Here is a 20314-nt window from a genome sequence, read left to right as displayed (position 1 = left end):
CTGCTGCGCTCACTCGCAGGCTCTGCGGCCGGCCTCGTTCCTCGGCCGCCCACTCCGCCTGCTCGCGTGCGTCGCTCGCAGTGCTGCTCGGGCATACGGTACCGGGCACTCCACAGCGATCCCTGCCCTGACCGCGACCCGATATCCGACCGGTACGTCGACGTGCGAAAACGTACCGATTCCGGCATCGGGACGTGACCGGAGTCACTTGTTCAGCACGGCCTCCATGACGGATTTGGCGATGGGAGCCGCGAGGCCGCCGCCCGAGATGTCGTCCCGGTTGGCGTTGCCGTCCTCGACGACGACCGCGACCGCGACCGGCGAACCGGAGGACGTCTTGGCATATGAGATGAACCACGCGTACGGCAGTGCGCTGTTCGCCACACCGTGCTGTGCGGTACCTGTCTTGCCGCCCACCTCGACGCCCGGGATCTGGGCGTTGGTTCCGGTGCCGCTGTTGACCACCGTCTCCATCATCTGCTGGAGGTCCTGCGCGGTCTGCGGAGACATCGCCTGGTCCATCACCTGCGGTGTGGTCTGCTCGATGACGTTCAGGTTGGGCGCTCGCAGCTGGTCGACCATGTACGGCTTCATCAGCTTGCCGTCATTGGCGACCGCCGCGGCGATCATCGCCATCTGCAGCGGGGTCGCGGCGGTGTCGTACTGGCCGATCGACGACAGCGCGGTCTGCGGCGCGTTCAGATTCTGGTCGAAGTTGCTCGGCACCGCCCGGACCGGGGTGTAGATGGGCTGGTCGAAGCCGAACTTCTTCGCCTCCTCCAGCATCTTGGCCGCGCCCAGCTGGGCGCCGATGTGACCGTAGACCGTGTTGCACGAGTACTGCAGGGCCACCCGCAGCGTGGCGTTCTTGCAGGGGATGTTGCCCTCGTTGTTCAGCTGCGTGGTGGTGCCGGGCAGCGTGTACGGCAGCGGCGAGTCGGTCGGCTGGTCGATGCTGCTGTACAGGCCGTTGTCCAGCGCCGCCGCGGCGGTGACCACCTTGAACGTCGAGCCGGGCGGGTACGTCTCGCGCAGCGCGCGGTTGAGCATCGGCTGGTTGCTGTCCGCGTTGAGCGACTGCCAGTTGGCCTGGTCGTTCTTGCCGTTGCCCGCGATCGTCGACGGGTCGTACGACGGGGTGCTGGCCAGCGCCAGGATCGCGCCGGTCTGCGGGTCGATCGCGGCGACCGCGCCCTTCTTGTTGCCCAGGCCGTTGAACGCGGCGGCCTGCGCCTTCGCGTTGAGCGTGGTGACGACGTCGCCGCCCTGCTTGTTCTTGCCCGTCAGCATGTCGAGCGTGTTGTTGAAGAACAGACGGTCGTCGGTGCCGTTGAGGATGGAGTCCTCGACGCCTTCGAGCATGTTGGTGCCGTACGCCTGCGAGGCGTAGCCGGTCACCGGTGCCCACATCGGACCGTCCGTGTAGGTGCGCTTGTACTTGAAGTCGCCGCCCGTGGTGGTGGAGCCGGTGATGGCCTTGCCGTCCACGATGATGTCGCCGCGCGGCTGGGCGTACTCGTTGATGGCGATCCGACGGTTGTTCGGATTGTTCTTCAGCGAGTCCGCCTCGACGAACTGGATCCAGTTGTCCCGCAGCAGCAGGGAGAAGATGAGCAGGCCGCAGAATATGGCGACCCGTCGCAGTGGCTTGTTCACAGGCGGACCACCTGAGTCGGTTCGGCGTCGGTGGACGGGGTCGGGATCGGGTTGGGGCGGCGCGCGGTGTCGCTGATACGGATGAGGAGCGCGACGAGCGCCCAGTTGGCGACGACGGAGGAGCCGCCCTGCGCGAGGAACGGCATCGTCATGCCGGTGAGCGGGATCAGTCCGGTGACACCGCCCGCGACCACGAACACCTGCAGCGCCATGGCGCTGGCGAGTCCGACGGCGAGCAGCTTGCCGAACGGGTCGCGCGCCGCGAGGGCGGTCCGGATGCCGCGCTCGATCAGCAGTATGTACAGCAGGAGCACGGCCATCAGCCCGGCGAGGCCGAGTTCCTCGCCGACGGTGGCGAGGATGTAGTCGCTCTTGACGCCGATGCCCCCGATGAGCCGGGAGTAGCCCTGGCCGAGCCCCTCCCCGAGTACTCCGCCGGAGCCGAACGACCAGGCGACCTGGGCGGCCTCGCTCGCGCCGTGCTGGGCGATGCCGGCGAACGGGTCGAGCCAGTTCTGGATGCGGACCTTGACGTGTGCGGAGGTGAGGCCGACCGCCGTCGCCCCGCCGGAGGCGAGCAGCAGCCCGAAGACCACCCAGCTGGTGCGCTCGGTGGCGACGTACAGCATCACGACGAACAGGCCGAAGTAAAGGATCATGGAGCCCAGGTCGTCCTCCAGGAGGAGGATCACCATGCTGAGCGCCCAGATACCCAGGATCGGGCCGAGGTCGCGGCCGCGCGGCAGGTAAAGGCCCACGAAGCGGCGGCTTGCGAGGGCGAGCGCGTCCCGTTTGACCATCAGGTAGCCGGCGAAGAAGACCGCGAGGACGATTTTCGCGAACTCGCCCGGCTCGATCGAGCCCACACCGGGGATGACGATCCACAGCTTCGAGCCGTTGATCGCCGGGAAGAACGCCGGAGCGATCAGCAGCACCAGCGCCACGACACCGGAGATGTAGGTGTAGCGCTGCAGGATGCGGTGGTCCTTGAGGACGACCAGGATGCCGATGAAGAGCGCGACGGCGAGCGCGGACCACATCAGCTGGCCGGGCGCCTTGGGGCCGCCGAGCGCCCGGGTGGTGATCGCCGGCTCCAGGTCGAGCCGGTAGATGAAGACCAGGCCGAGGCCGTTGAGCACAGTGGCGATCGGCAGCATCAGCGGATCGGCGTACGGAGCGAACTTGCGCACCATCAGATGCGCGGTGCCTGCCAGCAGGCCGAGCCCCAGGCCGTAGCCGGCCATGCCGCCGGGGACCGAGCCGTCCTTGGCGAGCCCGACGTTGGCGTAGGCGAGCACAGGGACGAGGACGGCGAACACGAGCAGGGCGAGCTCGGTGTTGCGCCGGTTCGGTGCGCCGACCGGCGTGATCGTAGTGGTGCTGATGCTGCTCACGTAGGGCCGCCCTTATTGCTGGCCGCCGCCGCACTGGGAGGCCAGCTTCTGCTCGTCGGGGGAGAGCGTGGGGCCCGGCGACGGGGTCGGGGTCGGGGTGGTCACGGGCTGGTGGTTTGACGTCGTCGATGAGGACGACGAGCCGTTCCTGCCGCTGCTGTTGGAGCCCGGCTTGGTGCTGGAGCTCGGGCTCGGGCTGGGCGAGGTCTTCTTGGCGTCGGTGGCGTCGGCGAGGGTCTTGCAGACGGTGGCCTGCTGCTGCAGGTTCTGCGCCTTGGTGGTGGCGTCCGTCAGGCTGCTCGCCGTGATGGTGCCCTGGACCTGGCTGCGCTGGTACGTCGGCAGGTACTTGAGTTCGACCTGCGGGTAGTCCTGGTGGACGCTGGACAGGTTCAGGCCCAGCAGATTCTGGCTGATGCCCCGGTAGACGGCTACGTGGTCGCCGTTGGCGCCCACGTAGTACTGCGTCTGCGTCCACTGATAGCCGCCGTAGGCGCCGCCGCCGAGCAGCGCGAGCACGACGAGGACGAACAGGGTGATCTTCAGGCCGGTGCGGCGCTTCTTGGGCCTGGCGTGTCCCTCGCCGCCCGCGCTGCCGAGCGCGGCGTCGGCCCCCTCCGGCTCCTCGTAGGCACCGAAGGCGCCGAGCGGCGCCCCGGTCATGGTGAGCTCGGCGCTGTCGGGCGGGCCGAAGGCGCCCTCCGGGGCCGCGGTCTGCGGCGGTACCTGGCGGCCGAGCTCGGAGGCACGCCCGGCGGGGGTCTGCAGATGGCGGGGGTCGGAGATGCCGTGCGGGTTCTCGGCGACGGCGCCGACCACGACCGGGTTCTCGGCGACCATGCCGCCGAGGGTGTCGCCGTCGTCGAGGTCGAAGACGTCGGCGACGATGCACGTGATGTTGTCCGGGCCGCCGCCGCGCAGTGCGAGCTGGATGAGCTCCTGCACCGTCTCGTACGGGCCCTGGTAGCTGGCGAGCGTGTCCTCGATCGTCTCGTGGCTGACCACGCCGGACAGGCCGTCGGAGCAGACGAGATAGCGGTCGCCCGCTCGCACCTCACGGATCGACAGATCGGGCTCGACCTGGCCGCGGCCGTCCAGCGCGCGCATCAGCAGCGAGCGCTGCGGGTGGGTGCCGGCCTCCTCCTCGGTGATCCGGCCCTCGTCGACCAGCCGCTGCACCCAGGTGTGGTCCTGGGTGATCTGGCTGAGCAGACCGTCGCGCAGCAGATATGCGCGCGAGTCCCCGACGTGGACGAGGCCGAGCCGCTGGCCGGTCCACAGCAGGGCGGTGAGGGTGGTGCCCATGCCCTCCAGCTGCGGGTCCTCCTCGACCATGACGCGCAGCTGGTCGTTGGCGTGCTGCACGGCGGTGGCGAGTGAGGTGAGGATGTCGGAGCCGGGGACGTCGTCGTCGAGCGTGACGAGGGTGGAGATGACCTCGGAGCTGGCGACCTCGCCGGCCGCCTGGCCGCCCATGCCGTCGGCGATCGCGAGGAGGCGGGGCCCGGCATAGCCGGAGTCCTCGTTGCCCTCCCGGATCATGCCCTTGTGTGATCCGGCGGCGAAACGCAGGGAGAGACTCATGCGCACCTCGCCCGTCGGCTCCGGGTACATCCGCACGGTGCCCACCCTCTCGCTCGCGCTCGCTGGCTCCGCTGGCTCATTGTGCGACTACTTCCGCAGCTCGATGACGGTCTTCCCGATGCGGATCGGGGCACCGGGCGGAACCGGCGTCGGGGCGGTCAGCCGGGTCCGGTCCAGATAGGTGCCGTTGGTGGATCCGAGGTCCTCGACGATCCACTGACCGTCGCGGTCCGGATAGATCCTGGCATGACGACTGGACGCATAGTCGTCGTCGAGCACGATTGTCGAGTCATGCGCCCGGCCGAGGGTAATGGTCTGGCCCTGGAGTGCGACAGTCGTACCGGCCAGCGAGCCCTCCGCGACCACCAGCTTGGTCGGCGCGCCGCGGCGCTGGCGGCCCGAGCGGCCCGGCGATTGCGCGGCCTGGGGCTGCTGCTGGCGCTGCGGCTGCGGGCGCGTCTGCGTGTCGGCGCGCCTGCCCGAGCGTTGGGTCACCTTGGTGCCGAACAGGTCGCTGCGGATGACCTGGACCGCGACGATGACGAACAGCCACAGTACGGCGAGGAAACCCAGCCGCATGACCGTGAGGGTCAGCTCCGACATTCTCCCCGCTTCACCCTTCGGCTTGCCGGTACACGATGGTGGTACTTCCTACGACGATCCGAGAGCCGTCGCGGAGCGTGGCGCGGGCGGTGTGCTGCCCGTCCACCACGATGCCGTTGGTGGATCCGAGGTCCGCGATCATCGAGGGCGATCCGGCGCGGATCTCGCAATGACGGCGGGAGACCCCCGGGTCGTCGATGCGCACATCCGCTTCCGTACTGCGGCCGAGGACCATGGTGGGCCGGGAGATCTGGTGGCGGGTGCCGTTGATCTCGATCCAGCGCCGAGTGGTCCCGGACGGGTCGGCCGTGCCGGGCAGCCTGCTCACCGGCGCCTGGCCGGTCCCCGGGCGGGGGACGCCAGGCGGTGCGGACGGCATGGGCGGCGGCGCGGCTGGCTGGGGCGGGTAGCCGCCGTTGGCGCCGTGCGGCTGCTGGTAGGACGGCTGCTGCTGGCGTGCGGCGGCGGCGTGCGGCTGGGACTCGCTGGAGGCGAGAGTGCGGCTGCGCACCCGGTACAGGCCGGTGTCGAGGTCCTCGGCCTTCTCCAGATGGACCTTGACCGGCCCCATGAAGGTGTAGCGCTGCTGCTTGGCGTAGTCGCCCACCATGCCGGCCAGCTCTTCGCCGAGCTGTGTCGCGTACGGGCTGAGCCGCTCGAAGTCGGCGCTGCTCAGCTCGACGACGAAGTCGTTGGGGACGACGGTGCGGTCACGGTTCCAGATGGTCGCGTTGTTGTCGCACTCGCGCTGCAGCGCGCCTGCGATCTCGACGGGCTGCACCTCGGACTTGAACACCTTGGCGAAGGTGCCGTTCACGAGACCTTCGAGCCGCTGCTCGAAGCGTTTCAGTACTCCCACGGGGCACCTCCTCCTCGTCGCTCGGCGGCCCTCGACGTCCTGTACTGCTTACTGATCGTATCCACGCGCGAGGGAAACGAGTGGTTCCCCTCTGCCACCGACTACAACAGTGTCGACCCTCACATACCTCTCCGTGCCATGTGAAGATCACCGCCCGTTTGTCGTGCTGCTGTGTCGATGTCGGCGATGTGTTCACAGGGATGGTAGAGGTGGCGTCTGCCAGTGTCCCGCAAGAGTGGCAGGTTCCCCGCCGCCGGGGGCCGGAACGGATGTGAATCCACCCTCTCCCACGTGCTACTGTTCTGGATGTCGCCAGGCGCTCCCGCCGGATCCGCAAGATCGCACAGTCGGTCCCGGGGCAAGCGGAACGCCCACGACAACACCCATGCGCGGGTGGCGGAATAGGCAGACGCGCTGGATTCAGGTTCCAGTGCCCGAAAGGGCGTGGGGGTTCAACTCCCCCCTCGCGCACCACGAGGTACCGACGGAAAGGTGCCCTTCACAGTGACGAAAGTCGCTGATGAGGGGCGCCTTTTTGTGTTGTTCCTCACGTGTGCGCGGCCGCGGGTGGCGCCTGCGCGCCTAGGTACGGCCGTGGCTCCAGCGGGGACCCTTGTCGGCCCACTCGCGGTCCCATTCCCCCATGCGCAGGTGATCGAGCTCCGTCCGGATCAGGCTGCAGGCCATCATCACCAGCAGGCAGACGCCGGCGGCCGCTCCGATGCCGCCGGTGACGGCGAGCGCCAAGCCCTGCGCCGCGCTCGGCGGCGGCGGGACGAGGCGGGCGGCGTGGTCGGCCCACACGACCACCGGCGTTCCGGCCTTCAGCCCCTGGGGCACCAGCGTCGTCCCGGTGTGCACCGCACCGTCGTACGCCTTCCAGCGGACCGGCACCTGCACATGCGAGGAGCCGGCCTGACTGGCGGTGCCGGCGAGGACGGGGGCGTTCTGCTGGAGCACAGCCGTCACCCGGTGGACCTCCGTACGCTGATGGGCCGCGGAGGAGTCGAGAGCGTGCCCCGCGACGAAGCCCGCGAACGGCGCGAAGATCAGGACCAGCAGCAAAGCCACCGCCGTGACCCACGCCTCCACGACGTCCGAGCGGCGCCTGAGCGGATTGCGCCGCCACCTCCACAGCCTCACCGTCGTCGAGCGCATCACGCACCTCCTCCGAGGCACACGGCCGTAGCGGCCGCACGGCCACCCTGTGCGCACATCCATCGTCTCTCGCACCGGGACCCCAATGCCAGAGGCCGACCCGACCGGCCCGGCGCAGGAGGGACGAACGGCCCTGCCGTGCGCGTCGCAGCGAGCCGACGCTTGGACCACGGGGACGGACGAAGGAGCACGCCATGGAGCCCACGGCACTCGACGCGGCCACGTTGGAGAAGCTGATCTCGGCCGCCTCCGCCGCGCCCTCGTTCCACAACACCCAGCCGTGGCGCTACCGGCTCGACCCCGAAACCGCCACGCTGGAACTGCGCGTCCGTCCGGACCGTGCGCTGCGCGAAATGGATCCGACGGGACGCGCCTTGCACATCTCGATCGGCGCCGCGCTGTTCAATCTGCGGGTCGCGGTGGCGCACTTCGGCTGGCGACCGGTGGTGCGGCTGCTGCCGCGTTACGACCAGCCCGAGGTGCTCGCCTCCGTACGGCTCGCCGGGCCGGCGCACGAGCGCACCACGCACGGGCGCGACCTGCCCGATCTGTACGAGTCGGTGTGGCACAGGCACAGCAGCCGCTTCCCGTTCGACGGCCGTGCGCTCCCCGCCGAGCTGCTCGCCTCGCTCGCCGACGCGGCGTACGAGGAGGACGCCGTCCTGCGGGTGCCGGGACCGGCCGAGACCCGCCGTCTGCTGCGGATCACCGCGGAGGGCGAGTGGCGCACCACCAACGACCGGATACGGCGCGCCGAGAGCCGCGCGTGGATCCGGGAGGAGGGCCGCGAGGGCCTTCCGTCCTCCGCGCTGGGGCCGCAGGACGCGGGCGGGCACATACCCGTGCGGGACTTCTCGGCGCTGAGCCCGCGCCACCACCGGGCGGTCGCGACGTTCGAGTCCTCCCCGACCATCGCCGTGCTCTCCACCGCGCGTGACGACAGGTCCGACTGGCTGCGCGCCGGGCAGGCGCTGGAGCACGTGTTGCTCGTGGCCACCGCGCACAGCCTGCGTGCCTCGCTGCTCCACCAGGCGCTCGAGTGGCCCGATCTGCGGTGGGCGCTGCGCGATGCGGAGACCGGGCCCAGCCATGTGCAGATGCTGATGCGGCTCGGCTACGGGCCCGCCGGGCCCGAGACGCCGCGGCGCGAGACGCGGGAGGTGCTGGAGAGCGGGGTCACCGCCTAGCCCCGTACTTCGCAGGTCACCCGATCGTGACGATCGACAGGTCGGAGTCGATCGCCTGGCGGGCGGGATCGGTCAGGAGCCGCCGACAAGGGGCCGACCTGGTCGCTCTCGGACGCCAAGAGGCCGCTGCGGCGAACCTTTTCAGCGACCTGCGAAGTACGGGCCTAGCCGGTTCGGAGCCCGTTCGGCCGGTCCGTTCAGACGGCGGGCAGCGGCACCCGCCACGCCAGGCGGGTGCCTCCCTGCGCCCGGGTGTCGAGGGCGAGTTCGCCGCCGAGTTTTCCCGCGCGTGCGGCGAGGTTGGCCAGGCCGCTGCGGCGGCCGCCCTCCGGGATGCCGACGCCGTTGTCGGTGACGGACACGATCACCTCGCCGGACTTGACCGTGAGCCGGATGTCGGCGGCGGTTGCCCGTGCGTGCCGGGCGATGTTGGAGAGCGCTTCGACGAGCACGGCGATCACGTCGTCGGCGATCGCGGGCGGGACGTCGGTGTCGACGAACCCCTCGGTGCGCAGGGTCGGGGTGAACCCCAGGGCGGGGACGGCGTCCTCGATCGCCTGGGCGGTACGGACCCGCAGGCCGCGGCGGCGCGGTTCGGCCTCGTGACTGCGCAGCCCGAAGATCGTGGTCCGGATGATCTTGATGGTCTCGTCGAGGTCGTCCACGGCGCGCAGTATCCGTTCGGCCGCCTCCGGGTGCTGGACGAACCGCATGGCGCTCTGCAGCGTCATGCCGGTGGCGAAGAGCCGTTGGATCGCCAGGTCGTGCAGGTCGCGGGCGATGCGGTCGTGGTCTTCGAGCAGTGCCACCTGTTCCGCGTCCCGGCGCCGCTCGGCGAGCTCCATTGCGAGCGCGACCTGCCCGGCGAAGTTGAGCAGGGGCGTCGTCTCGCTCTCGGTGAACGGCTGCCCGCCGGCCGCCCGTGCCAGCAGCAGCACCCCGCGCACGACAGGGGGATCGCCGCTCGTGCTCATCGGCACCGCGACCGCGGGGCCGAGTCCTTGCCAGCGCCAGGGCGGGCCGGTGCTGACCATCGGATCGTCCTGGATGTCGACACTGGTGACGGGCTTGCCGGCATCGATGGCCGCACCGGCGAACGATCCCTCGCGCGGCAGCACCAGATCGCGGTGGACCGAAGCGTGGGTCCCGGTGGCCACGGCGGTCCTGATGGAGTCCGATCCGTCGACCGGGATGGCGAGCAGGGCGAGGTCGCAGGCGAGGATGCGCCGCGCATGCTCGATGACCAGCTCGACGAGACGCTCCTCGTCCACCCCGGAGAGCAGGCGGCTGGTGATCTCCGCGTTGGCGGCGAGCCAGCGTTGCCGGTCCGTGGCCTCCTGGTAGAGCCGGGCGTTCTCGACGGCGACTCCGGCGGCCACCGCGAGTGTCTGCAGCACCGACTCGTCCTCGGGGTCGAACTCCCGCTGACCGCGCTTTTCCGCCATGTACAGGTTGCCGAACACCTCGCCGCGTACCCGGACGGGCACCCCGAGGAAGGAGTGCATCGGCGGATGGCCGGCGGGGAAGCCGTACGAGGACGGGTGCTCCGACAGCTCCCGGAGCCGCAGCGGCTTGGGATGCCGGATCAGCTCGCCCAGCAGTCCGTACCCCTCGGGCAGATGCCCGATGGCGCGTTCCTGCTCCTCGGTGACGCCGATCGGCACGAACGCCGACAGCTTCTGGTCCTCGCCGATCACCCCGAGCGCACCGTACCGGCAGTCGACGAGGGTGGCCGCGGCCTCGACGATGCTGCGCAGCACCTGCGGGAGGTCCAGCTCGCGGCCGATGGACAGCACCGCTTCCAGGAGGCTGTGGACGCGGTCCTGGGTCCCGCGCGCCGCGTCGATCCGTACCTGCAGCTCCTCGAGCAGCTCATCGAGCTGCAACCGCGGCAGGTAGCCGGACTCCGTTTCACGTTCGTTCTCCGCCGCCACTGCCCTTCGGTCCCTCGGATCGGGCTCCCGGTACGTGCGTCCCGTGGGGGGAGCCGCCCTCTCCGTAGTACCTCACGAATGCGTCATATGCCATCTTTGGGAAGTCTGATGGGAAGTTTGAGGGGTGTGGGGAGTCAACTCCTCACACCCCTGCGCCGGTCTGTTCCGGTCTGTTCCGGCCGGTCTGGTCAGGCCGCGAGACGGGAGGTGAGCGTCTTCGCCGTCTGGGCCGCGTCCTCGTGCGCCTTGGCGCGCGAGGCGTCGGCCTTGTCGACCAGTTCGGCCATGGCGGGGTTGGACCGGGCCATGGTCAGCTCGGGCACGATGAACTGGACGTCGAGGCCGAGGAAGTCGCCGAGGAGCTTCTCCAGGTAGTTCTGAACGAACTCGAAGCCCTCGCGGGGGGTGCCGGGCGCGTAGGAGCCGCCGCGGCTGGCGACGACGACGGTCGGGGTGCCCTTGGCGGAGGGGGTCTCGCCGGCCGTGCGACCGGCGATGATCACCTGGTCCAGCCATGCCTTCAGCGTGGACGGGATGGTGAAGTTGTACATCGGGGCGCCGATGAGAATGGCGTCGGCCTGCTCGATCTCCTGGGCAAGGGTCTCGCGCAGCGCGAAGGCAGCCGCCTGGTCCGGGGTGTGGTCGGCCGCAGGGACGAATGCGGCGCTGGCACCGGCCGCGTCCAGGTGCGGCAGCGGCTCGGCGGCGAGGTCGCGGTAGATCACCGTCCCGTTCGGGTGCTGGGCCTCCCATTCCTGGCGGAAGGTGGCGGTGACGTCACGCGAGGCCGAGGCCTCCTGGGGGAAGAGCGAGGTGTCGATGTGCAGCAACGTGGCCATGGTGTGCCTCCGGGTTCGAAACTTGAAACTCGTACGAGACCTATAGATACCACACTCCCTTACTTTTTTGCAGCAGATGTGACAAGCGCAGTACGCTGATGCCATGACGGCGGACGGGTACGACGCGTGCAGCGCGGTCGACAAGGGCATCACGCGCGTCTTCGCGCTTCTCGGCAAACGGTGGACGGGGCTGATCCTCGCGGTGCTCATGGGCCGTCCGCACGCGCACTTCGCAGAGCTGCGACGCGCCATCCCCGGCATCAGCGAGCGCATGCTCTCCGACCGGTTGACGGAGTTGGCGAGCGCGGGGCTCGTGGTGCGTGAGGTGGACGAGGGCCCGCCGCTGCGCGTCTGCTACCGGCTCACCGATGCGGGCGCGGCGCTGGGACCCGCGATGGACGCGCTCGCGGACTGGGCCGAGGAACACATGCCGGACGCGCCAGCCTGCCCGCGCAGCGGGGTCGTGCCCCAGGCCTCGGTGTAGCGCACCAGATAGTCGGCGAACCGCGCGAGGTCCTCCTCCGGCCAGTCGGCGAGCCGCTCCTTGAGGAGCGTGCGGCGGCGCGTATGTGCGGCCTCCAGCGCCTGGTGCCCGGCGGCGGTGGGGTGCAGCACGTGTACCCGTTGGTCGTCCGGGTCAGGGCGGCGTTCGACGTAACCGAGCTTCTCCAAGGCCGCGACCTGGCGGCTGACCGTCGACTTGTCGAGCATGTAGTGCGCCGCGAGGTCGGTGGCCCGGCACCCCTGCTGCTCCTGCAGGTGCGCGAGCAGGGTGAAGGAGACCAGCGACAGCTCCGGGTGCACGCGTGCGGCCGTGGCACGGGCGCGGCGCGCGAACGCGGTGAGTTCGCGCTGGATCGTCTCGACGGACTCGTCCCGAGAGTGTGCGGGGCGCGGGGTCGGCATGGTGTCTCCCTTGGATGTTGCTACTTGCAACCATACGGGAGGAGCCCGCGCGGCGTCATGGGTGGTGCGGCAGCGGAAGCTCGAACCACACCACCTTGCCCACGGCCTGCCTGCTCGTCCCCCAGCGCAGCGAGAGATTGCTGACCAGTGTCAGACCGCGGCCGTCCTCGTCGTCCGCGTCGGCGCGTCGCAGCTGCGGCAGGTTGTGGTCGTCGTCGCTCACCTCGACGAGCAGCTTGCCGACGCGCATCAGACGCAGCTCGACCCTTTGCGACGCGACCCGCAGCGCATTGGTGACCAGTTCGCTGACGAGCAGCTCGGTGAGCTCGCTGAGCTGGCTGATCCCCCAGGCGGCGAGCTGCTTGCGGGTGAGCGTGCGCGCGGCGCGCACCTGGGAGGGGTCGAGGGCCAGCGGCCATTGCGCGACGTCCGACGCCAAGATCCCCTCGAAGCGCGCGACGAGCAGCGCCACGTCGTCGCCGCGGTCGTCGGAGTGCACACGCGCGAGGATCTGCTGGCAGACGTCCTCCGGGGTCTGCTGCGGCTCGATGACGTTGGCGCACAGCGCAGCGAGTCCGGCGTCTATGCCCTGCCCGCGTACCTCGACGAGGCCGTCGGTGCACAGCACCAGCCAACTGCCGTCCGGAACCGGGACCTCCACCGTCTCGAAGGCCACGCCGCCGACGCCGATCGGCGCGCCCTTGGGGATCTGCAGTAGTTCGCTGCGGCCGTCGTGCCGGGCGAGCACCGGCGGGATGTGGCCCGCGTTGGCGAGGGTGAGGGTGCGGTGGATCGGGTCATAGACGGCGTAGACGCAGGTGGCGAGGTGGTCGGCGCCGAGGCGCTGAGCCAGGTTGTCCAGGTGGCGCAGGAGTTGGGCGGGCGGCAGGTCGAGCGCGGCCATGGTCTGCACCGCGGTGCGGAACTGGCCCATCACGGCGGCGCTGAGCAGCCCGTGCCCCATCACGTCGCCGACGATCAACGCGACGCGCCCGCCCGGGAGTTGGATCGCGTCGAACCAGTCGCCGCCCACCTGCGCCTGGCGGTCGCCGGGCCGGTAGTGGTGGGCGATGCGCACACCAGGGATGCGCGGCGGCGACGTGGGCAGCATGCTGCGCTGCAGCGTGGCGGCGGCGCGTGATTCGAGACGGTGCAGCCGTGCGTTGTCGAGGTGGACGGCGCCGCGCGCGGCCAGTTCGGTGGCGGTGGCGATGTCCCTGGCGTTGAACGGGCGGCGCTGCGGGTGGCGTACGAAGCACATGCGGCCGAGCAGCGTGCCGCGGGCGGTGAGCGGCACGAGCAGCACCGAACGGCCCGGCAGCAGCCTGCCCAGCGCGGGCACGCCGAGGTCCTCGGCGAGGCCGGCGGCGAGGGCCGCTTCGACGACGGGGAGGAGCATCGGGCCGGCGAAACCGGGGGACTGCTTCAGGCGCAGGGAGAGCACCTCGCCCTCGGGCTGCGCGGCTCCCCAGCCGCCGGTACGGCCGCCGGCGCTGGCGACGTGGCGGACGGTGACGGCACGGCCGGCACCCGGTGCCGGCGCCTCGCAGGCGCCGAAGGACTCGAAGGCCCCGGAGTAGCCGGAATACCCGGAGTCGGAGAAGACGTGGTCGACGACGAGGACGGTGGCGAAGTCGGCGAAGCGCGGCACGGCGACGTCGCACAACTCGCGTGCGGTGGTGGTCAGATCGAGGGTGGTCCCCACGCGCGCGCCGGTCTCGCGGAGCAGGGCGAGCTGCTGGTCCACGAGATGGCCCGGCGCGGCGGGGGTGAACGCGTCCGGCGGAACGGGCGTGAGAGCGGAGGCCGGGACCGCATCGCCGCTGCGATGGCGGGGCGCGGGCAGCAGCTCCGCGGGTGCGGCGGCAGGGGGCACCTCCCGCCGAAGGCAGGGGGAGCGCGCGGCCTCGGCCGCCTCGTACGGCAGCACTGGGATCGGCACCGAGCCGTCGACCTCGAGCGCAGGGTTCCCGAGCGGCGCGACCTGCCGCACGATGCGCTCCAGCCGGCTCGGGCTGACGCGGGGCAGCACGGTGCCGAGCCGGGAGGGTTCGCCGCCGTGGGCGGTGGGCTCGGCGAGCCGGGCCGTGACCCGCACGGCGCCACCGCGCGGGTCATCGGGGGCGTACGACACCATGCGGTCACCCAGCGTGAGCCGTAGTGCGCCGGAGCGCAGCGGCTGGGCGTCGGCTGCGAGCACCAGCAGACTGCGGCCGGCCGGTTCGACGATCCGGTACGACCACCACAGGGCCTCGCGCACCGCGCCGTCCCGGTCGGTGACCGCGAGCGACCCGGCCCAGGCGGGCCGCGTCAGGTCGTCGAGCAGATCGAGCGCGTCGCGCCCGGCGCCGGGACGTCCATCGGCCGAGGCGGTGGACAGCAGCCCGGCGGCGCGGTGGCCGAAAACCGTCTCCCAGGTGTGGCCGAAGAGCTCCTGCGCGCCCCGGTTCCAGTGCGAGATCCGGCCGTCCGGGTCGACGGTGAGCACGGCGAGGCGCAGCAGCGCCGCGACGGGTGCGCCGGTGCGCCCGCCGTTGCCGATGCTTGCGCTCGGTGCAGTGCGGGTATCGGTGTCGGTGCCGGCCTGATCGGACGGAACCGCGGTCATCTCGTCCAACGTCGCCCCTCCGGGGCAAGGGAAGCACGAAACGTCGTACGAGTACGGGAAATTACGGAGATTGCCCCGGGCGGAGCAACGGATGTCACCGCCTCCGGTCACCCGCCGGTCGGCTGGCGCGGCCTCGTAGGCTGGGCAGGTGACGAACCCGGACGGCCGGCAGGCGGAGCAGACGGTGGGGCAGGCGGCGGAGCAGGCGGCGGAAGATCGCCTGGAGAGAGCGGTGCGCGCCGCCGAGCAGGCGCTGATCGAGTTCGAGATCGCGGTGGAGAGCTTCCGGGTCGAGGTGGAGAACTTCTCCCGCCTGCACCACCAGCGGCTCGGCCCCATGTACACGCGCCTCGACGAGCTGGACGCGCTGATCGCGGAGGCGGTCGCGGCACAAACCGGCGACCGCGAGGACATCCGGTACGCCTGGGAGGCGCGCGCCCTGGTGATGCCCATGCCGGGCATCGAGGAGCTCTTCGAGGGGCTGCTCGGCCCCGACGGCGTCCACCAGCCCGAGGATCCGGACGCCCCGCGGCGCGTCCGGCCCGGCGAGGAGGCCCGGCGCCTCTACCGGGAGCTGGTGCGCAAGGTCCACCCCGACCTGGCGCAGGAGGAGGCGGAGCAGAAGCGCCGCGGTGAGTTCATAGCCCGCGTCAACGAGGCGTACGCGCAGGGTGACGAGGAGGGCCTGCGCGCGCTCGCCGCCGAGTGGGAGGCGGGCCCGCCGGCCGAGGAGGCCCAGCCGAGCAAGGCCGAGGAGCTGTATGGGCGCCTGGAGTGGCTGGCCCAGCGCAAGGAGGCGCTGGCGGCGGTCGCGGCCGAGCTGGAGCAGAGCGCCATCGGCCAGATGCTGAAGCTTGCGCCCGAGGACCCGGACGGGCTGCTCAACGAGATCGCCGAGCAGCTGCTGGCGCAGGTCGCCGAGCGTGAACGGCGCCTCGAGGGCCTGCTGCGCCCTGCCGCCGACTGACGGGGCTGGCATCCTTGGCCTGGTACGTAGCCGGTACGTACTGCTGACCGGAAAGGCCGACCCATGCACTTCGCCCAGCTGCCCACGGTGGATGCCGCCGCCGTGCCGTCCGACGGCTACCTGCTGGATGTCCGGGAGCCCGACGAGTGGGCGGCCGGGCATGCCGAGGAAGCAGTGCACATCCCCATGGGCGAGGTGGTCGCCCGTATCGCGGAGGTGCCGGCTGGTCGAACGGTGCATGTGGTCTGCCGGGTCGGCGGGCGCTCGGCGCAGGTCGCTCAGTACCTGATCGCGCAGGGGGTCGACGCGGTGAACGTCGACGGCGGCATGCTCGCGTGGGAGGCGGCGGGCCGCCCGCTGGTGAGCGAGCACGGCGGCCCGGCCGGCGTGGTCTGATCCGGGCGTGGTCCCGCCCGAAGGTCTAAAGACTGTCTAAAGGCGTCTAACCGAGCGGATGGGCGGCGAGCAGGTCGCCGAGCTGCTCCTCGTACGCGGCCGCCGGGCCGAGCGCCAGCTCCAGCTGCTTGGCCCATGCGTGGTAGCGGTGGAGTGCGTAGTCGGTGTCCGCGCCGAAGCCGCCGTGCAGGTGCTGTGCGGTCTGGACGACGCGGCGCACCCCCTCGGCGGCCCAGATCTTCGCGACCGCGACGTCCCCGGTGACCGGCAACGCGCCCGGCGTGCCGGTGGTCAGCCGCCATGCGGCCTGCCAGAGCGTGGCCTCCATCGCGAGCATGTCGATGTAGCGGTCGGCGGCCTGTACGGCAACTGCCTGGAAGGTCGCGATCGGATGACCGAACTGCTCGCGTTTCGAGGCGTATGCGCTGGTCATCGTGGTGACCTGGGCGGCGAGGCCGAGCGCGAGGGCGCAGGTGCCGGTGGCCAGCAGGTCCCGTAGCCACTCCCAGGCGCCGGGCGCGGTGATGATGTCCGTCGCCGGGACGCGCACGCCGTCGAGGCGGAGCTCGGCGTAGCTCTCGCCGTTGGTGGACACCTGCTCGGCGGGGGTGACGCCGTCGTGGTCGCGGGGGACGACGGCGATCACGGTGCGCCCGTCGTCGTCGGTGCGGGCGGGGACGAGGGTGTGGTCCGCCTGGAGCGCCCAGGGGACGGCGGTGTGGACGCCGTCGAGCAGCCACGTCCCGTCGCCCGTGACCTCGCGTGCCCGGACGGCGAGTTCGGCCGGGTCGTGCCCGGTGCGACCGCTGGTGGCGACCGTGAGGGCGGTGCCGCCCCGCCCGACCTCGGGGAGCAGCCGGGCGCGCAGCGCCTCACCGCCGTACCTCTGCACGGCGAGTGCTGCGGCCGATGTCTCCAGCAGTGGCACCCTGGCCAGCACTCGTCCCGCCTCGCGCAGCACCAGGCACAGGGCGATCGGGTCGAGCCCGTCCCCGCCGTACTCGGGCGCGAGCAGCAAGGAGAGCAGATCCGCTTCGGCGAGTCGGCGCCACAGCGCTCGGTCGAAGTCGTCGGCGACCGGTCCCGCGGTGAGCGCTGGGCTGGGCACCGCGTCCGGTGCGACGGAGGAGAAGACCGCACGCGCCGCCTCGGCTGCCGCCTGCTGCTCCTCGGTGAAGCTGAAGTCCACTGCTCGGCCCTCCCGCCGTACCCGATGTTCTGACTGGGTGTCAGACTAGAACAGGTTCTACGATCAGGGAACCGCCCGGCAGTGGCCCGAAGGCGCCCTCGTGGGTAGCGTTCCGGGCCGTACGATGCCGTACGGCTGACACACAGGGACGGGGAACGACATGGAGCCACCCGAGACCAGGGCGGCAGACGAGGCAGACGAGGCAGACGAAGCGGGCGAAGCGGTCGAGGTGGGCGAAAGGGTGCCGGTCGACGGTCCGCCGGGGGAGCCGGAGTTGCCGGATTCGCAGGAGATATCCGATCTGCAGCTGACGTCTGTATCGCTGACGTCGAGGATCGTCATCGCGCTCACGGTGGCGGCCGTCATCGTCGGCGCCGCTTTTCACCTGGGGATGGTCTTCCTCAGCATCGCGCCGTCCAACACGCTCTCCCAGCAGTACTCCACGACGATCAACGACTACGTCTACCCCGAGTTCGAGCAGAACTGGAAGCTCTTCGCGCCCAACCCGCTGCAGGAGAACGACGACGTGCAGGCGCGCGCCGAGGTTCTCATGCCCGACGGCACCAGCACGACCACCGGCTGGGTCGACCTGACGGCGCTGGACCAGGCGCAGATCGTCCACAACCCGTTCCCCAGCCACACCCAGCAGAACGAACTGCGCAGGGCCTGGAGCTTCTACACCGACTCGCACGACAGCCAGGGCCACCCGGTCGGCCTGCGCGGCACCCTCGCGCAGGAGTACGTGCTGCGTATCGTCGCCCACCGCTTCGGGCCGCACCTCAACGGCGGCACGGTGCAGCGCATCCAGGTGCGCTCGGCGGACACGCCGGTCGGCTCGCCGCCGTGGAGCGGCGACAGCAACGGTACGAGCACCGCCACCAGCTACCAGCCGCAGCCGTGGTGGAACGTCAGCTCCGAGGACTTCACGTGACCGATCAGAACACGTCCACGTCCACGTCGGGGTACGGGGCCGCGTCCGGGTCCGCTCCCGTGCCGTCGCCCTTCGCCGGGCTGCCGCGCAAAGTCGACGCCGCGATCGGCAAGGGGCTCGCCCGTATCACCGGCGGACCCGTCGCGCCGTATCAGTCGGCCGTCATCCGGATCGGCTTCTCGCTCACATGGCTCGCGTTTCTGCTGCGCGAATGGGTGCACCGCGACGAGCTCTACGGGCCGGACAGCCCGTGGAGCTGGAGCATGGCACGTGCGCTGATCGCGACCAACCACGCCTTCACCGTGCTGATGTGGTCCGACAGCAGGGCATGGTTCGAGTTCGTCTACGCGGCCGCGATCGCCGCGTCCGTGATGCTGCTCGTCGGCTGGCGGACGCGAACCGCCTCGCTGCTGTTCATGATCGGCGTGTTGGCGCTGCAGAACCGCAGTGTCTTCGAGGGCGACGGCGGCGACAACGTCATCCACATCATGGCGATCTACCTGGTGTTCGCGCGATGCGGGCAGGTCTGGTCACTGGACGCGCGCAGGGCGCGCCGATCGGCAGACCGGGACCGCGACCGGGACTGGGACCGGGACCGCGACCGCGATCCGGTCGGGATCGTGATGTGGGTGGTCTTTGCGGCCGTGCTCGCCCTCGTCACCGTGCTGGGCAAGCTGAGCACGGGCTGGGCGTTGATCCTCTGGGGGTTCCTGGCGGCGCAGGCTGCGTGGTGGCTGGTGCGGCGCTACGCGCCGGGCGAACCGCGCACGGTCATGACCATGGTCGGCAATGTGGTGCACGCGGGCGCGATGCTCGTGATCGTCGTCGAGGTGTGCCTGATCTACTCGACGGCCGGCTGGTACAAGATCACGGGCTCCCGCTGGGAGGACGGCACCGCTTTGTACTACCCGCTGCACCTTGCGGACTTCACCCCCTGGCCGGCCCTGTCGCACGCGCTCGGCAGCAGCGGACTGATCGTCATGCTCATCACCTACGGCACGGTGGCCGTCCAGGTCGCGTTCCCGTTCACGCTCTTCAACCGGCGTGTCAAGAACGTGCTGTTGGTGATGATGATGTGCGAGCACGCCGGGATCGCGGTCGTCCTCGGGCTGCCGTTCTTCTCGCTGGCGATGATCACTGCGGACTCGGTCTTCCTGCCGACGTCGTTCCTGCGCTGGGTGGGCGACCGCGTGGTGCGTGCGCTGCCCGGACGGCGTGCCGTCGTGCCCAGGCAGCGGTCGGAGGGCGAACCGTCCGCATCCACCCTTCCGGTCTGACCGCTTCACCCTGATCGCTTCACCCTGATCGCTTCGCCCTGACCTATCCGCGCGGTTTCCGCTGCGACATCCAGTGGAAGAGGGTCATGGCCACGCTCGTGGCCAGGTTGAAGCTGGAGACTTGCGGCCGCATGGGCAGCGCGACCAGCCGGGTCGCGCGCCCGCGCAGCTCCGGTGAGATGCCGTGCCGTTCGGAGCCGAAGGCGAGCAGCGCGTCGTCGGGGATGCGGACCGACCTGATGTCCTCACCCTCCGGGTCGAGCGCATAGAGCGGTCCCGGCGGGAGGTCGGGCAGGGCGAGGCGTTCCACCGCGGTGGCGAAGTGCAGGCCTGCGGCGGCGCGTACGACGGTGGGATGCCACGGGTCGACATCGCCCGTGGTGATCACCCCCGTGGTGTCGAACCCGGCCACGAGGCGGATGACGGCCCCGATGTTGCCGAGATTGCGCGGCGCGTCGAGCACGACGACGGGTGACCGGCGGGGAACGGTGTTCAGCGCGTCGAGGTGTGCCGTGGCACTGGGCCGCGTCGCGAGCGCGACGACCCCCGTGGGGTGGACGCGCGGTACGAGCCGGCGGAGCACGGAACCCGGCACCTCGACGGCGAGCGCGTCGAGGCGCCGGGTGAGATCGTCGGCCAGCTGCTCCGCGAGTGCGAGCGTGGCGGTCTTGTCGCTGGTGAGCACGATCGTCGCGTCCGCGCCGAAGCGCAGCGCGTGCTTGAGGGCGTGGAACCCGTCGAGCAGCACGGCGTCACCGGCGCTCTCATGCCAGCGCCGCACAAGCCCCGCGACGGCCTCCTCGTCCTCGATCATGGCCCCAGCCTA

The 20314-nt window shown here is 70.8% G+C and carries 17 protein-coding genes, 1 tRNA gene and 1 pseudogene; 7 read left to right on the top strand and 12 right to left on the bottom strand.

Annotated features, from left to right (window positions below):
* Positions 1 to 204: 204 nt before the first annotated feature.
* From NGB36_RS22270 to NGB36_RS22250, 5 genes are read right to left on the bottom strand one after another with little or no spacing between them, the layout of a single operon-like run.
* Positions 205 to 1656 (bottom strand): peptidoglycan D,D-transpeptidase FtsI family protein, encoded by a 1452-nt coding sequence (locus NGB36_RS22270; RefSeq protein WP_255922153.1) that lies wholly within the window; start codon positions 1654 to 1656, stop codon positions 205 to 207.
* Positions 1653 to 3050: an FtsW/RodA/SpoVE family cell cycle protein gene (locus NGB36_RS22265; protein ID WP_255922152.1), complete on the bottom strand. Its 1398-nt coding sequence runs from the start codon at positions 3048 to 3050 to the stop codon at positions 1653 to 1655. Before NGB36_RS22265 ends, NGB36_RS22270 begins: the two co-directional genes overlap by 4 nt.
* Positions 3051 to 3062: 12 nt before the next feature.
* The gene (locus tag NGB36_RS22260; RefSeq protein WP_269470451.1) at positions 3063 to 4664 is read right to left on the bottom strand and encodes a PP2C family protein-serine/threonine phosphatase; all 1602 of its coding nucleotides are present in this window, start codon (positions 4662 to 4664) and stop codon (positions 3063 to 3065) included.
* Between the two features lie 57 nt (positions 4665 to 4721).
* Positions 4722 to 5237 (bottom strand): FHA domain-containing protein FhaB/FipA, encoded by a 516-nt coding sequence (locus tag NGB36_RS22255; protein WP_255922151.1) that lies wholly within the window; start codon positions 5235 to 5237, stop codon positions 4722 to 4724.
* Between the two features lie 10 nt (positions 5238 to 5247).
* Positions 5248 to 6096 (bottom strand): FHA domain-containing protein, encoded by an 849-nt coding sequence (locus NGB36_RS22250; RefSeq protein WP_255922150.1) that lies wholly within the window; start codon positions 6094 to 6096, stop codon positions 5248 to 5250.
* A gap of 387 nt (positions 6097 to 6483) precedes the next feature.
* Here NGB36_RS22250 and NGB36_RS22245 point away from each other — a divergent pair.
* Positions 6484 to 6570, top strand: a tRNA-Leu gene (locus tag NGB36_RS22245).
* A 108-nt stretch (positions 6571 to 6678) separates the two neighbouring features.
* Here NGB36_RS22245 and NGB36_RS22240 read toward each other — a convergent pair.
* Positions 6679 to 7254 (bottom strand): Rv1733c family protein, encoded by a 576-nt coding sequence (locus tag NGB36_RS22240; protein WP_255922149.1) that lies wholly within the window; start codon positions 7252 to 7254, stop codon positions 6679 to 6681.
* 194 nt (positions 7255 to 7448) lie between these two features.
* Here NGB36_RS22240 and NGB36_RS22235 point away from each other — a divergent pair, with 194 nt between their 5' ends.
* Complete coding sequence (locus NGB36_RS22235; protein ID WP_255922148.1) at positions 7449 to 8441, top strand: Acg family FMN-binding oxidoreductase; 993 nt, start codon at positions 7449 to 7451, stop codon at positions 8439 to 8441.
* 197 nt (positions 8442 to 8638) lie between these two features.
* Here NGB36_RS22235 and NGB36_RS22230 read toward each other — a convergent pair whose 3' ends face one another.
* Both NGB36_RS22230 and NGB36_RS22225 read right to left on the bottom strand, forming a co-directional pair.
* Positions 8639 to 10375, bottom strand: a complete 1737-nt coding sequence (locus NGB36_RS22230) for a sensor histidine kinase (protein WP_255922147.1) — start codon at positions 10373 to 10375, stop codon at positions 8639 to 8641.
* Between the two features lie 188 nt (positions 10376 to 10563).
* Complete coding sequence (locus NGB36_RS22225) at positions 10564 to 11214, bottom strand: FMN-dependent NADH-azoreductase (protein ID WP_255922146.1); 651 nt, start codon at positions 11212 to 11214, stop codon at positions 10564 to 10566.
* Positions 11215 to 11317: 103 nt separating this feature from the next.
* On the opposite strand from NGB36_RS22225, the gene NGB36_RS22220 reads away from it, so the two are divergent.
* Positions 11318 to 11698 (top strand): winged helix-turn-helix transcriptional regulator, encoded by a 381-nt coding sequence (locus tag NGB36_RS22220; protein ID WP_255922145.1) that lies wholly within the window; start codon positions 11318 to 11320, stop codon positions 11696 to 11698.
* On the opposite strand, the pseudogene NGB36_RS22215 reads toward NGB36_RS22220, so the two are convergent.
* Together NGB36_RS22215 and NGB36_RS22210 are read right to left on the bottom strand one after the other, a co-directional pair.
* A pseudogene (locus tag NGB36_RS22215) lies at positions 11686 to 12120 on the bottom strand (MarR family winged helix-turn-helix transcriptional regulator); the annotation flags it as partial. The gene NGB36_RS22220 and the pseudogene NGB36_RS22215 sit on opposite strands and share 13 nt — an antisense overlap.
* A 55-nt stretch (positions 12121 to 12175) precedes the next feature.
* Entirely contained in the window at positions 12176 to 14728 is a 2553-nt protein-coding gene (locus NGB36_RS22210; RefSeq protein ID WP_255922144.1) for an ATP-binding SpoIIE family protein phosphatase, read from the bottom strand.
* Positions 14729 to 14876: 148 nt separating this feature from the next.
* Here NGB36_RS22210 and NGB36_RS22205 point away from each other — a divergent pair, with 148 nt between their 5' ends.
* Together NGB36_RS22205 and NGB36_RS22200 are read left to right on the top strand one after the other, a co-directional pair.
* A complete protein-coding gene (locus tag NGB36_RS22205) occupies positions 14877 to 15695 on the top strand; it encodes a J domain-containing protein (protein WP_372509500.1) in 819 nt (272 codons plus the stop codon).
* Between the two features lie 63 nt (positions 15696 to 15758).
* Positions 15759 to 16091: a rhodanese-like domain-containing protein gene (locus tag NGB36_RS22200; RefSeq protein ID WP_255922143.1), complete on the top strand. Its 333-nt coding sequence runs from the start codon at positions 15759 to 15761 to the stop codon at positions 16089 to 16091.
* 46 nt (positions 16092 to 16137) lie between these two features.
* On the opposite strand, the gene NGB36_RS22195 is transcribed toward NGB36_RS22200, so the two are convergent.
* The gene (locus tag NGB36_RS22195; RefSeq protein WP_255922142.1) at positions 16138 to 17280 is read right to left on the bottom strand and encodes an acyl-CoA dehydrogenase family protein; all 1143 of its coding nucleotides are present in this window, start codon (positions 17278 to 17280) and stop codon (positions 16138 to 16140) included.
* Positions 17281 to 17440: 160 nt separating this feature from the next.
* On the opposite strand from NGB36_RS22195, the gene NGB36_RS22190 reads away from it, so the two are divergent.
* Positions 17441 to 18211 carry a DUF5819 family protein gene (locus NGB36_RS22190; protein WP_255922141.1) on the top strand — a complete coding sequence of 257 codons (771 nt, stop codon included), beginning with the start codon at positions 17441 to 17443 and terminating at the stop codon, positions 18209 to 18211.
* Positions 18208 to 19488: an HTTM domain-containing protein gene (locus NGB36_RS22185; RefSeq protein ID WP_372509499.1), complete on the top strand. Its 1281-nt coding sequence runs from the start codon at positions 18208 to 18210 to the stop codon at positions 19486 to 19488. Before NGB36_RS22190 ends, NGB36_RS22185 begins: the two co-directional genes overlap by 4 nt.
* Before the next feature lie 43 nt (positions 19489 to 19531).
* On the opposite strand, the gene NGB36_RS22180 is transcribed toward NGB36_RS22185, so the two are convergent.
* Positions 19532 to 20302, bottom strand: a complete 771-nt coding sequence (locus NGB36_RS22180) for a TrmH family RNA methyltransferase (protein ID WP_255922140.1) — start codon at positions 20300 to 20302, stop codon at positions 19532 to 19534.
* Positions 20303 to 20314: the final 12 nt, after the last annotated feature.

The organism is Streptomyces humicola (genome assembly GCF_024436035.1).
Classification (GTDB): domain Bacteria; phylum Actinomycetota; class Actinomycetes; order Streptomycetales; family Streptomycetaceae; genus Streptantibioticus_B; species Streptantibioticus_B humicola.
This window is presented reverse-complemented; position numbering and strand designations above follow the sequence as displayed.